This window comes from Kribbella sp. NBC_00382 (assembly GCF_036067295.1).
Classification (GTDB): domain Bacteria; phylum Actinomycetota; class Actinomycetes; order Propionibacteriales; family Kribbellaceae; genus Kribbella.
On the sequence record NZ_CP107954.1, the window covers coordinates 3,434,601 to 3,447,843 of the forward strand.

General features: G+C 68.9%; 11 protein-coding genes. 5 read left to right on the forward strand and 6 right to left on the reverse strand.

All coding sequences use genetic code 11. From position 1 onward, the window contains the following. The first annotated feature begins 54 nt into the window (after positions 1-54). Positions 55-1,974 carry a DUF5107 domain-containing protein gene (locus OHA70_RS16785; protein WP_328333531.1) on the forward strand — a complete coding sequence of 640 codons (1,920 nt, stop codon included), beginning with the start codon at positions 55-57 and terminating at the stop codon, positions 1,972-1,974. A gap of 135 nt (positions 1,975-2,109) precedes the next feature. Then, positions 2,110-2,502: a DUF3592 domain-containing protein gene (locus OHA70_RS16790; protein ID WP_328333533.1), complete on the forward strand. Its 393-nt coding sequence runs from the start codon at positions 2,110-2,112 to the stop codon at positions 2,500-2,502. A 122-nt stretch (positions 2,503-2,624) separates the two neighbouring features. Here OHA70_RS16790 and OHA70_RS16795 read toward each other — a convergent pair whose 3' ends face one another. Further along, entirely contained in the window at positions 2,625-3,284 is a 660-nt protein-coding gene (locus tag OHA70_RS16795) for a TetR/AcrR family transcriptional regulator (protein ID WP_328333535.1), read from the reverse strand. Between the two features lie 155 nt (positions 3,285-3,439). Here OHA70_RS16795 and OHA70_RS16800 point away from each other — a divergent pair, with 155 nt between their 5' ends. Next, positions 3,440-4,618, forward strand: coding sequence for a phosphatidylinositol-specific phospholipase C1-like protein (locus OHA70_RS16800; RefSeq protein ID WP_328333537.1), 1,179 nt, complete (start codon positions 3,440-3,442; stop codon positions 4,616-4,618). Positions 4,619-4,621: 3 nt separating this feature from the next. Then, complete coding sequence (locus OHA70_RS16805; RefSeq protein WP_328333539.1) at positions 4,622-5,068, forward strand: OsmC family protein; 447 nt, start codon at positions 4,622-4,624, stop codon at positions 5,066-5,068. A gap of 209 nt (positions 5,069-5,277) precedes the next feature. Here OHA70_RS16805 and OHA70_RS16810 read toward each other — a convergent pair whose 3' ends face one another. Continuing rightward, entirely contained in the window at positions 5,278-5,409 is a 132-nt protein-coding gene (locus tag OHA70_RS16810) for a hypothetical protein (RefSeq protein WP_328333541.1), read from the reverse strand. An 84-nt stretch (positions 5,410-5,493) separates the two neighbouring features. Continuing rightward, the gene (locus OHA70_RS16815; protein ID WP_328333543.1) at positions 5,494-6,648 is read right to left on the reverse strand and encodes an FUSC family protein; all 1,155 of its coding nucleotides are present in this window, start codon (positions 6,646-6,648) and stop codon (positions 5,494-5,496) included. A gap of 84 nt (positions 6,649-6,732) precedes the next feature. Between OHA70_RS16815 and OHA70_RS16820 the strand changes: the two genes are divergently transcribed. Beyond that, a complete protein-coding gene (locus OHA70_RS16820) occupies positions 6,733-7,236 on the forward strand; it encodes a DUF5709 domain-containing protein (protein WP_328333545.1) in 504 nt (167 codons plus the stop codon). Positions 7,237-7,608: 372 nt separating this feature from the next. On the opposite strand, the gene OHA70_RS16825 is transcribed toward OHA70_RS16820, so the two are convergent. The 3 genes from OHA70_RS16825 to OHA70_RS16835 all read right to left on the reverse strand — a co-directional run bounded on the left by OHA70_RS16825 (position 7,609) and on the right by OHA70_RS16835 (position 13,215). Beyond that, positions 7,609-8,946, reverse strand: a complete 1,338-nt coding sequence (locus OHA70_RS16825) for a cytochrome P450 (RefSeq protein WP_328333547.1) — start codon at positions 8,944-8,946, stop codon at positions 7,609-7,611. Positions 8,947-9,036: 90 nt separating this feature from the next. Beyond that, positions 9,037-9,969 (reverse strand): GNAT family N-acetyltransferase, encoded by a 933-nt coding sequence (locus OHA70_RS16830; RefSeq protein ID WP_328333549.1) that lies wholly within the window; start codon positions 9,967-9,969, stop codon positions 9,037-9,039. Positions 9,970-10,191: 222 nt separating this feature from the next. Further along, positions 10,192-13,215: an alpha-mannosidase gene (locus OHA70_RS16835; protein WP_328333551.1), complete on the reverse strand. Its 3,024-nt coding sequence runs from the start codon at positions 13,213-13,215 to the stop codon at positions 10,192-10,194. Positions 13,216-13,243 lie beyond the last annotated feature (28 nt).

Genomic DNA, 13,243 nt, shown 5'->3' on the forward strand with positions numbered 1-13,243 from the left:
GTAGCGGTGAGATTACCCTTTACTGCGCTGCGCGTTGTTGCAAGAATTAGCCCGGTGACGACCCTTTCCGCGCAACAGCTGAGCCTGCCCGCCGCTTCCCTCGGCGAGGAGAACCCGCTGCCGCCGCTGCGCTCGAGCCAGGACATGCACCACGTCGAGAACCTGGCCGAGCTGCCGGCCGAGATGCGCGAGAACATGACCTACCCCGATCACCTGCAGACGATGCTGCCCACCCTCGTCCAGGACGGCTACGACCGTGACCTCGTCGAGCGCGAGCTGCCCTCGCTGGTCCTGGAGAACGACCGCCTCCGGGCCACCATCCTCCCCAGCCTCGGCGGCCGCCTCTACTCCCTTGGCCACAAGGCGAGCGGCGACGAATTGCTCTACCGCAACCCGGTCCTCCAGCCGGCCAACCTCGCCTTGCGCAATGCCTGGTTCGCCGGCGGCGTCGAGTGGAACCTCGGCAGTACTGGCCACTGGACCGGCACCTGCTCACCCATGCACGCGGCCCGCGTCGAAGGCCCGGACGGTACGCCGGTACTACGCCTATGGGAGCTCGAGCGCACCCGCAACCTGATCATCCAGCTGGACTTCTGGCTCCCCGAGGACTCCGAGCAGCTGTACGTCGGTGCGCGGATCCAGAACCCGTCGAGCGAGACCGCCCCGGCGTACTGGTGGTCGAACATCGCGGTCGAACAGTCGCCGGGGACGCGGGTACTCGTCCCGGCCGACCAGGCCTGGCGGTTCGGGTACGGCAATCGGCTCGACCTGGTCGGCGTACCGGAGTACGACGGGGTCGATCTGACCTATCCGATGCGGCACCGGCGAGCGGTCGACTTCTTCTTCGAGCTGCCGCCGGAGGAGCAGCCCTGGATCGCGTCACTCGATGCCGAGGGCAACGGATTGGCGCAAGCGTCGACGGACCGGTTGCGCGGCCGGAAGCTGTTCGTCTGGGGCGAATCGACCGGTGGCCGCAGGTGGCAGGAGTGGCTCTCGCCGGGCTTGCAGGGACACGGGTACGCCGAGATCCAGGCCGGCCTGGCGCGGACCCAGATGGAGCACCTCAAGTTGCCAGCAGCAACCAATTGGCACTGGCTGGAGGCGTACGGGCGGGTCAGCGTCGACCCGGCCAAGGCGCACGCGGAGGACTGGAAGACGGCTCGGACGGCCGCGGGCGAAGTACTGGAGCCGGTACTACGTTCGCTCGCCGCCCGCGAGGAGGAGTGGCTGACCGTCATCGACGCCGAGCCGGCCGAGCAACTCGCGGTCGGGTCGGGATGGGGAGCGCTGGAGTTGCGGCGTACCGGCTGGAAGGTCTCCGCGGGGACGCCGTTCGCCGACGAGACGATGACGGCCCGCGAACGCGCCTGGCTGCCGGTGCTCGAAGGTCGGCTGCCTGAGCCGATCGACCACAACGTGCCGCCGGACGGCACCTTGCTGCATTGGAAGGACTTGCTCGAAGCGGTCGAGGAGGACAACTGGCTGAGCTGGTACCACCGCGGCGTCGCCCGCTGGTACGCCGATGACCACGACGGCGCGCTCGACGCCTGGCGCAAGTCGAGCAATTGCTTGAAAACCGTATGGTCCGCACGCGAACTGGCGTTGCGCTCGGGCGACAGCCACGACTGGGATCATGCGGTGACCCTGGCCCCGGCCGGCTTGCATCAGTTGTTCGTGGAGGCGTTCGAGTGGGCCGTCGACGCTGGGGACACCAGGGCCGCCGAGCAGTTCTACCAGCGCGCCTCCGAGGAGGTACGCACCCATCCGCGGCTCCGGGCGGCCAGGGTCAAGCTGTTGCTGCTGCAGGACGACGCGGCCGGCGCCCAGGCCTTGCTGGACGAGGGGATCGACCTGCCGACCGTCCGCGAGGGGGAGAACCCGCTGGCGGAGTACTGGCAGTGGGCGCAGCGTGAGCTGGGCACGGACCGGCCGGTGCCGTCACGGCATCAGTTCGGGATGTTCGGCGACAGCTGAAACACAATTGTCAGTACGTGGGAACCGGATCGCCTCAGCCGCCGTCCCACCGTTTGTACGGGAAGGCCCGTACAGGCAGTACGACAAAACGACGACCGCGCCGCTCGCGGGCGACGCGTCGGGGGTGAGTACCAAGTGTTGACTATCGTTGTATTCGGTGGTTTAAGCCTGGTGCTGCTGGTCACGGCATGCATCGTGGCAGACATCGTTGCGGGCGTCCGGCGCCGCAGCGATGGGGTCGAGAAGACAGCCGGACGGGTGACGAAGGTGCGCGGCCCGGTCCGCGGACAGCTGGAGAGTGGCGCGACGGCGGAATGCCTGGAGGTCACTGTCGAGTACTACACCCGGCACGGCGAGGGCCCGTTCGAGGTCGCGCGGATGATTCCGCTGGCCGCGGCGAGCAGCTACGCCAAGAACGACAGGGTGATCGTCAGCTACGACATCCGGTCGCCGCGCAGGGCCCGGATCGCGGGCAAGGTGAGCCACTGGCCGACGATCGGCCCACGCTCACCGGTTCCGCAGCCGTAAGCCTTCCTTACCCAGCAAGAAGCGCCCTCCCTCGCCAGATCGGCGGGGGACCTTTGATTTACGACGAAACGTTGCTCGAGCCGCCTGCATGGCTCGAGCAACTGGTGATTCAGGGCAGCGGCTCAGCCGGCCTCAGCCGGCAGGTGTGGCTCGAGCAGGCGGTGCAGGGCCGGGCGGCCCTGAGCCAGCACGTACTCCGCGTCCGCGGCAGGCAGCCGGTCCGCCAGGTGGGCCAGTGCCTCGCCCATCGCGATCGTCAGCGTGACGCTCATCTGGAACTCGTGGCTGTCCCGCGCCCCGAACCGCAGCGTGAGCAGCTCGGCGAACTCGCCCGCGTGCTGGTCGTCGAACTCACCGGGCGTCACCTCCAGCTCCGGATCGCCCAGCCCGCTCAGCACGACCGCGCGGAACCCCGGATCGGTGGTGTGCATCTCGCGGAAGGTGTCCAGGGTGACATCGACGGCCTGCCGCCAGTCGGCCACCACGGCCAGCCGCTCGCGGACTGCCTCGGTGTAGCGATGCTGGTTGCGCCGCTCGATCGCCTGGATCAGGGTGCGCTTGTCCGGGAAGTACCGGTAGACGCTGCCGACCGCGATCTCGGCCCGGCGGGCGATGCTGCTGGTCGAGGCGGCGTCGTAGCCGCGTTCGACCACCTCGGCGCAGGCCGCGTCGAGGATGCGCTCGACCTGGCGATTGGCCCGGTCCTGGGTCGGTGTCCGGCGCAGCGGGTACGCCGTACCGGCGTCGGCGCCTGGCTCCTCGCCTGCGGATGTGGTGACCATGGTGTTCATTGTGCCTCCACCGGGGGACAACGTTGCCAAAAGCCCGCCGTCGGCACTACACGGTTTGCTGTCATCTAACAGTCGGCCAGATGACACCGGTCTAGATGAGAATCGGGGCAGAGGTCGCCGTCGGGGTTGAGTGAGGGAGAAAACAGATGCAGGTCAGCAGGAAACTGATTGCGGGACTCGCGTCCCTGGCCGTCGCCGGAGGTGGCCTGGCCGGAAGCGCCGCGCTGCCCGGGCAGAGCGCCGAGGCCAAGACGGACAACCGGACGAACACCTCCGGGATCCGGATGAACCAGGTGCAGCAGATCGGCTCGCACAACTCGTACCACCGGGAGCTGAGCCCGAACGAGCAGAAGGTCCAGCAGCAGCAGAACCCGGGCTCCGTCGACCTCTGGTACTCACACGCCCCGGTCGGCCAGCAGCTCGAGTACCAGAACGTCCGGACGCTGGAGTTCGACCTGTTCCCGGACCCTGTCGGTGGCCTCTACACCTACCCGCTGATCCGCAAGCTGACCGGTCAGGGCCCCCTCACCGACCCGGCGCTCGCGCAGCCCGGCATCAAGGTGATGCACGTCCCGGACTTCGACTACAACACCAACTGCCGGACCTTCGTACTCTGCCTGCAGCAGGTCAAGACGTGGACCGACGAGCACCCGAACGCGGCACCGATCTCGATCAACCTCGAGCTGAAGCAGTCCGACCCGCAGGTGGTCGCCGCCGGTGGGGTGAAGGCTCCGCCGTGGGACGCCGCGAACCTGGACAGCGTCGACACCGAGATCCACTCGGTCTTCACCGCGGACGACCTGATCACGCCGGACGATGTCCGCAAGCCGGGCCTGACGCTCGAGCAGTCGGTACTGACCAAGGGCTGGCCGACACTGCGGGACGCCCGCGGCAAGGTGATGTTCTACTTCGACAACGGCGGTCCGGGCGAGATCCGCGACCTGTACCGGGCCGGCAAGCCGAACCTGGAGGGCCGCGCCGTCTTCACCCGTGGTCCCGAGGGTGAACCGGACGCCGCGATCACCGAGGTGAACGACCCGCGGGGCGCCGGCCAGGCCGAGATCCAGCGGCTGGTCACGAAGGGCTACCTGGTCCGGACCCGGTCGGACGAGCCGATGGCGACGATCCGGGACAAGGACTACACCCGGCTCGGCATCGCGCTCGCCAGCGGCGCGCAGTACGTGACGACCGACTTCCCGGTCGCCGGGATGGCGGCCCGCTACGACAGTGACTTCGTCGCCCAGCTGCCGGGGAAGACCGCCGTACGATTCAACCCGGTGACGGCGCCGAAGAAGCGCCATGGAGTCGTGTCGGAAGAGAGGTAGTCCATGTCGGAGCACGTGGTCGATGTCAGCTGGAGTCGCGGTGAGCACGAGTTCACCTACGAGAAGTACAGCCGGGACCACGAGTGGCGCTTCGACGGTGGAGTGACCGTGCCCGGGTCGGCCAATCCGGCGTACCTGGGCACGGACTCCGGGACGGTGGACCCGGAGGAGGCGTTCGTGGCGGCGCTCTCGTCCTGCCACATGCTCACCTTCCTCGCGATCGCGGCGAAGAAGCGGCTGGTGGTCGACTCGTACGTCGATCACGCGGTCGGCGTGATGGCCAAGAACGAGGCCGGGCGGATGGCGGTCACCCGGGTGACGCTGCATCCGGTGATCACCTTCGCGGGTGAGACCCCGGACGAGGCGGCGATGGATCGGCTGCATCACTTGTCGCACCAGGAGTGCTTCATCGCGAATTCGGTGACCACCGAGGTACTGGTCGAGAAATAAAGAACCACCCGGGCCGGCCTGAGCCTCGCGCAATCGGCGTCAGGATGGCCAACGGGTGGTTCTTGGCGCTCCGCTGTGGCGGAGCACCGCGACGGGCAGGCGACGCGCTCGCATAGGGGCGCCTCGTGCGTCATGCGACTTCCGTGCGATCTACCTCGGTGGGGAAGACCGTTCGGGTGCGCCGCCTGTCCGTCCGTCCGGTTCGCGCCTTACTGCTCGGCGGCGGCGTCGCTCCGGTCGTCGGTGGGGACGGTCGCTGAGGCCGTCTTGTCGCTGCGGTCATCGCGGCGCAGATGAATCTGCTCGGTGGCGATGACTGTCATCAGTCGGTGGATCGTCATGCCTGTGAGACGCACGGCGGGGCCGGGTATGACGGGAATTTCTCAGAACATTTCGTGTGATCGGCGCCACACGGTCCGGAGGGGCTACTTCTCGTCCAGGCCGTCGGGGCGGAGCGGGACGAGTTCGCGGGCCTCGTCGTACGTCGTACCGGTCAGCTCGAGCAGGTCGACGATGACCGAGCGCATCTGGCCGAGGACGACGACGGCGGAGAGGCCGGGCGGCGTCGGGAGTACGGCGGTACGGCGGCCGAGTTCGCCCAGGACGCGGTGGGCCGCGACGTCGGCGGCCGGCTCGAAGAGGGACTCGGCGATGAGGCGGGTGCCGTCGGCAAGACGGTCGAGCAGCATCGGGTACTCGTCGGGCATGCGCTCGTCGCGCCATACGGAGACTGCTACCCGGCGTACCAGGACCCTGATGTTGCGGATCGCGCGGTCGAGCGGGATGACCAGGTCGGCGATCTCCTGGACGCGGCCGCGGTGACGGCGGCGGAACGGGGAGAGCCGGACGACTGCTACGCCCTCGGCGGCTGCGCTGCGCAGGTCGTCGAGCAGGCTCTCGCTCTCGCGGGCCCGGCGGAGGGCGTCCGTGACGGCGTCGTGGTCGTCCAGGCGGAGACCGTCGGCGGTCTCGATCAGGATGGCCGAGAGCTCGTTCAGGACGCTGGTGGCTTGTTGCCGGGGGCGACGAATCGCGGCGGCTGGGGCGATGGTTGCGGCGGCAAGGGCGACCAGGCCGCCGAGGACCGCGTCCAGCCAGCGGTTGAAGGCGGCGCCGTCGGTGGGCAGCAGGGTGGTCACGATCGCGGCCTGTACGCCGGCCTGGGTGGCCATCAGGGTGCCGGCGCCGAGCAGGACGGCGATGCTCATCGCGAGCGCTATGACGAAGACGAGCTGGAGTACGCCGGTACCGAAGACGCGGACGAACAGGTCGCCGACGCCGACTCCTACCGCGACGCCGACCATCACCTCGGCGACGCGGCGCAGGCGCTGGCCGAAGCTGAAGCCGAGGCAGACCATCGCGGCGACCGGGGCGAAGAATGGTTGCTTGTGGCCAAGGGCATAGCGGGCGATCGCCCAGGCGGTGGCGGCGGCCAGGGCGCACTGGGCGATGAAGAAGGCTCGGCTGCGCCAGCGGTCGATCCGGCGGTGCACGGAGGCGGCGGAGCGCCGGGCGGCGCGAGGGGCGATGTCGTCGCGGAGTTCGCGCAACTGCTCCAGGGTCAGCCGCACCGGGTCCATCACCCCATCATCGGGGATGGGTGGGCTCGGGTGACGCAGGGGCGCCGCCTTGATTCCTTTTGCTCGGACAGCGAGGGTGGTGCCATGAGCGACAACAACCGTGAGGACTACGGCAGCTACAGCGTCGACGACGAGGACCAGTTGCAGGCCTCGGACACGCTGAACGACCGCGGCGTGGACGACCTGCTGGACGAGGGCTACTCGCCGCCGGAGAAGTGGTCCGCGGGCGAAGGCTTCGGTACCACCGCCGAGGAGGCGCTGGAGGGAGAGACGCTGGACCAGCGGCTCGCGCAGGAGGAACCCGAACCGGACCCGTACGCGGAGGACGGCGAGAACGTCGGCGGCCCTGAGGTGGGAGAGGTCCGCTCCGGCCGTCTGGTCGCCCCCGACGAGGGCGCCCACTTCGACGAGGAGAAGGACCTGGTCGCCGAGGACGTCGGCTTCGACGGCGCCGCCGCCAGCGCCGAGGAAGCAGCCGTCCACGTAGTCAACGACGACGAGCCCTTCGAACTGGACGACGAAGACGAAACCGACCTCGAAGACGTCCGAGACGTAGACCTCGGCGACGTCGGCGACCTGGAGGACTGAACCCCACAGGAGGTGGTCCCGCCGCCCCACAGCGGCGGACCACTCGCCTGTGGTCCCGCTGGCCTGCGCCGCAGAACTGCGTGCGGGCCGAATCAGCAACCACTGGGTAGCTGGCGGCTGCCATCGCCTCCCAGCCGCGCGCAGCACGCCGGCGGAGGCGGCCTAGCCGACACCGCGGAAGCGGCATAACCACTCAGCGGCAGCACCAGAACGGCCAGCAGAGCTGCCGTCGCCCTCACCTGCGCGCTGTCCCGGTCGGTCGCGCCGGCCAGTACTGGCGACCTTGAACACCTTGTGGTGACCTCGGACAGGTAATTTCATGTCCGCGGTCACCACGAGGTGTTCAAGGTGCCGACTTCGGGTTGGTGTGGGTTAGGTGAGGCGGGGGGTGGCGGTGATGGTGGCGCCGTTGGAGGGGACGAGGGTTACGTTGCGGGGGGTGGATTTTTCGGGGGTGGTGGGGGCGGTGAGGTTGTAGCGGGTGAGGGCGGCTCGGAGGATTTCGGTGGATTCGAGGAGCGAGAAGCCGGCGCCGATGCAGCGGCGGGTGCCGCCGCCGAAGGGGATCCAGGTGCCGGGGGCCGGTGGGTTGTCGCCCAGGAAGCGGTCGGGGCGGAAGACCTCGACGTCCGGGAAGTGCTCCTCGTCGCCTTGGACCAGGCCGATGGCCGGCATCACCGTCGTACCGCGGGGGAGGCGGTAGCCCGCGAGGTCGATGGCTTCGGTGAGGCGGCGGCCGACTTGGTAGACGACGGGGTGCAGGCGGAGTGATTCCTTGCCCATGGCTTCTAGGTAGTCATCGTTACCTTCGTCAGCAGCCTGTTGCCCGGCCTGCAATTCCGAAGGCATCCGGGCCAGCTCATGGAACGCCCACGCCAGCGACGTTGCCGTCGTCTCATGGCCCGCCAGCAACAGAGTGACCAGCTGGTCGCGCAGTTCTTCGTCCGACCAGGTGCCTGCGGCAAGCAGTTTCGAGAGTACGTCGTTGCGCTCGGCAAGCTCCGGGTCGACCCGGCGGCCGGCGATCTCGTCGTACAGGATCTCGTCGACCTGCTGCTGCGCCCGGAGGAAACTACGCCACGGCGGGAACTTCAGCAGTACCGGGTAGAAGGCGCCGAGCATGATGATTGGGTCGACCGAGACGACCTTCTCGACCAGCGGCCGCAACTGCTCCAGCCGATCCGAGTCCGTCACCCCGAACACCACCTGCAGGATCACCTCGAGGGTGAGATCGCGCATCCGCTCGTGCACCCGGAAGGGCTTGCCGATCGGCCACGCCTCGACCTCGTCCTGAGCGAGCCGGGCGATCATCTCGGAGTACCCGCGCAGCGCGTGCCCGTTGAAGGCCGGCATCAGTTGACGCCGCATCCGGATGTGGTCGTCATCGTCGACGAGCAGCAGCGAGTGCGGACCCATGATCGGCTTGAGTGCCGTGTTGCCCTCGCCCGCGTGCACGATCGACGGCGGCGTGCTGAACACCTCCCGGATGTGCTCCGGCCGGCTGACCACCACGACCACCCGGCTGGACGGCACCAGCCGGATCGTGAACACATCCCCGTACTGCGCCCGCAGTCGCGGGAAGAAGGTCTTGCGATGACGCGCGAACAGGAACGTCTGCGCGAACGTCGGCAGCCGCGATCCCGGTGGCAGCGTTCTGGCCGTCGCCCGATCGAGCGTGCGGCCCCCGAGCAAGGGCGTCGGCGGGGTCATTGCCACCTCCTGGATGCTGTCCGGCTCCACCACGCTACGTCGCCCCGGTGAACGCCGCATGGCCGCGAAGGCTGCGTTTCGGGGTGGTGCTCAGAAGTCGATGCGCAGGACGGCGCGGCGTTTGCCGGGCTGGCTCACCTGGGTGAAGCCCGCGTCGGTGAAGGTGGCGAGGGTGCCGACGGAGCCGCCTTCGGCGAAGTCCGGGTAGCCCTCCAAGGCGTGGGCTCCGCGTTGCCGGGCGAAGTCGACGGAGGCGTGGGCCAGGGCGTGGCTGATTCCCCGGCGGCGGTAGCCCGCGTGGGTGATGAAGCAAGTGACGGCCCAGACGGTGGGGTCGGTCTTGTCTTCGGTGCGGCCGAGCCAGGGGACGCGGTTGTCGCGGAGCAGCCTTGCGTGGTCGGCCCGCGGCGCGACGGCGCACCAGCCGACGGGCTCGCCGTCGAGGTAGGCGACCAGGCCGCTGGTTGCGGGTGCCTTCGGGTTTCCGCAGGCGGTCTGGTCGCGGAGTCGGGCGGCCAGTTCTTCGGGGCCTTCGGAGGCCCAGGATTCTTTGTGGAGCATGCGGAATCGCTGGCAGGAGCATCGTGCGGGGTTGCCGGTGGTACCGAAGATCGATCGCAGGTCGGCCCAGCTCGCCTGGTTGGCCGGAACGATCGTCAACTGCTCGGCGCTGACCGGCTCCCGCGAGCCCCTGGGAATGTGTGCCCGCTTGGCTTGCGGCTTCTGCTGGCGGGGGAGGGCGTCGAAGGTGAGCCGGACATCCACCGCGTCGCCGACGCCGATGCCCGCGGGTTTGCGGACTGCGTCCTTCAGCGGGAGCAGGTAGCCGCCGTCCTTCGGCCACAACGAGGTCTTCCACTCGGTACTCCCGATCCGCGCGCGAATCGGGAGCATCCCCCAGCCGTAGCTGGCGGCCAGGCCAGCGGCTCGCAATGCGGCGCCTTCCTGCTCCGGTACGGGCACGAAGTAGTACGGCGCCGGACCGCGCCACTCGAGCACCTCGCCGCTGAACTCCTGATCCATAGGCCGATGCTAGGACTCAATCCGGACAGTGCGCTTCCGGAATCGCGTTGCCTGATCGGGCACGGCCGCGGGGCGAGGCGTTGGCAGCAGGCGATCCGGGCGACGATCGGGTTGCCGGAGTAGGCACATCTCAGGGGTTATCCCCTCAAACGCTGGGTTGCCCCCTCAGAATCTGAGGGGGCAACCACCCATCTCAGGGGTTAACCCCTGAGATGGGGCTGGCTAGCTGCGCTTGAAGCGGAGGGTGAGGATCTGGAACGGGCGGAGCTCGAAGGTCACTCCGCCGTCCGTCAGCTCGTGGTCGGCCAGGTGGCGCTCGAGCAGGTCGACCTCGGTCACCGACGCGGCCGCGAAGCCGGTGGTCAGCGTGGCCCGGGACCGGCCGCCGCTCGACTCGTAGAGCCGCACGACGACGTCGCCGGACTGGTCGTCGGCCAGCTTGACCGCCTCGACGATCACATTGTCGTTGTCGAGGGCAACGATCGGGTCGACTCCCTCGGCGCCGGTGACGACGCGCTCGGGCAGGTTGATCCGGTAGCCCTCGTTGATCGCGTCGGGGATGCCGGCGCCGACGACCAGCGCGTGGTTGACCACGTGCAGGCCCTGGTCGGTCTGCGGGTCGGGGAAGCGCGGCGCCCGGATCAGCGAGGTACGGATGGTGGTCGTGGTACCACCGTCCTCCCGCGCGGTCCGGTTGATGTCGTGCCCGTACGTCGAGTCGTTGACCACGGCGACGCCGTAGCCGGGCTCGCCGACGTGCACCCAGCGGTGCGCCGCGATCTCGAACTTGGCCGCGTCCCACGAGGTGTTCTGGTGGGTCGGCCGGAAGATGTGCCCGAACTGGGTCTCCGAGGCGGAGCGGTCCGCGTGCACGTCGACCGGGAAGGCGGCCTTGAGGAACTTCTCCGACTCGTGCCAGTCCATCGCGGTCTCGATGTCGACCCGCTTGGCGCCCGGCCGCAGCCGCAGCGTCTGGGTGACGCTGGACCGGTTGAAGGAGCGCTTCACGACGACCGTGGCGACGCCGTCGACGTCGCTGAACTCGACGCTGTCGACCTCGGTGACGTCGCGGACGTTGTTCTTGTAGAACGAGTCGACGTCCCAGGCGTCCCACTGGTTCGGGGTGTCCACGTGCAGCTGCAGGAGGTTCGCAGTACTGCCCGCGGCGATCACCTCGCGACCGGCCTCGAGGTCGTACAGGCTGGTGATCAGGCCACGCTCGTCGATCGTCACCCGGATCACGCCGTTGTCGAGGACGCCGCCCTCGATCGTCGCCGCAGCGCCTTCGCCGACGGCGATGCCCGCACCGAGACCAGCGACGCCACCACGGGTGTGCGGGGCTGCGTTGAAGACGATCTGCGCGTCGCCGGAGCCGGCCAGCGCCTGCTGTGCCGTGGCGATGATCGCCTCGAGCTCCTCGGCCAGCTTGGCGTAGGTCGCCTCGGCCTCGCGGTGCACCCAGGCGATCGAGCTGCCCGGCAGGATGTCGTGGAACTGGTTGAGCAGGACGGCCTTCCAGATCCGGTCCAGCTCGTCGTACGGGTAGGTGTCGAGCTTGCCGGCCACCACGGCCGCTGCCGACCACAGCTCGGCCTCGCGCAGCAGGTGCTCGCTGCGACGGTTGCCCTGCTTGGTCTTGGCCTGCGAGGTGTATGTCGCGCGGTGGATCTCCAGGTAGAGCTCACCGGACCAGACTGGTGCGTTCGGGTACTCCTCCTGGGCCGCGCTGAAGAACTCGGTCGGGGACTCGATCGTCACCCGCGGCGAGGACTCCAGGTTGGCCACCCGGCGGGCCGTCGCGACGAACTCACGGGTGGGGCCGCCACCGCCGTCGCCGTAGCCGAACGGCACCAGCGAGCGGGTGGCAGAGCCGTTCTCCGCGAAGTTGCGCTGGGCGTGCGCCAGCTCGCGACCGGACAGGTCGGAGTTGTACGTGTCGATCGGCGGGAAGTGCGTGAACACCTGGGTCCCGTCGAGGCCCTCCCAGAGGAACGTGTGGTGCGGGAACTTGTTCTTCTGGTTCCAGGAGATCTTCTGGGTCAGGAACCACTTCGAGCCGGACAGCTTCACCAGCTGCGGCAGCGCGGCGGTGTAGCCGAACGAGTCCGGCAGCCAGACCTCCTGGGTGTCGATCCCGTACTCGTCCAGGAAGAACCGCTTGCCATGCACGAACTGCCGGGCCAGCGCCTCGCCACCAGGCAGGTTGGTGTCGGACTCGACCCACATGCCGCCCACCGGGACGATGGTGCCGTCGGCAACGGCCTTCTTCAGCCGCTCCCAGACCTCGGGGTAGTTGTCCTTCACCCACGCGTGCTGCTGCGCCTGCGAGAACGCGAAGACGAGCTCCGGGTACTCCTGGGCCAGCGTGGCGACGTTGGAGACCGTACGGGCCACCTTGCGGCGGGTCTCGCGCAGCGGCCAGAGCCAGGCCGAGTCGATGTGCGCGTGGCCGACCGCGGAGAGCTGGTGAGCACTGGCGTGCGCAGGACGGCTCAGTACGTCGGCGAGCTCGGCGCGTGCGGCAGCCGCAGTACCGGCGACGTCCTCGTAGTCCAGGACGTCCAGGGCGCGGCTGAGGGCGCGCAGGATCTCGCGGCTGCGCGGCTCCTGCGGCTGGAGCTCCTTCTGCAGGCCGTTCAGCGCGTCCAGGTCGAGGATCAGGTCCCAGACCTCCGCGTTGAAGACGGCCAGGTCCGCACGGGTCAGCTGGTAGATCGGCTTGCCACCCGGCTCGGGCTTGGCGCCCAGGTCCGAGGAGATCGGAGCGAAGGCGTTGTAGCCCAGTACCTCGGGGTTGGCGGCCGCCTCGACGTAGAACTCGATACTGTCGCCGGCCGAGGCCGCAGTACCGTCCGGGCCGAGGATGGACAGCGGCGCATAGGTCTGGCGCGGATGCAGGCCCTTCAGCGGGACGCCCTTGGTGGTGTGCACCAGGCCCTCCGCGGAGAAGCCCGGACCGCCGCTGAAGCCGAGGTCGATGACGGCCTCGATGTCCTGGCCGGCCCACTCGGCCGGGACCTGGCCGCTGAAGTGGAACCAGGCGGTGCCCCAGGCGGGACCCCAGGGCAGCCCGATCTCGGCGGGCTCGTAGGAGGCTTTGAGCGCCTCGGCGGGTGACACCGGCTCACCAGGCGCGTGCCACACCTTGATGTCCAGCGGGACGGCCGCGCCGTAGATCGCGGGGCGGATCCGCTCCCGCAGGGCGCGCTGGAGCCGCTCCTCGATGAGTTGACGGTCGTCGTGCACGAAATCATCCTCCGATGACGGTCTGGCG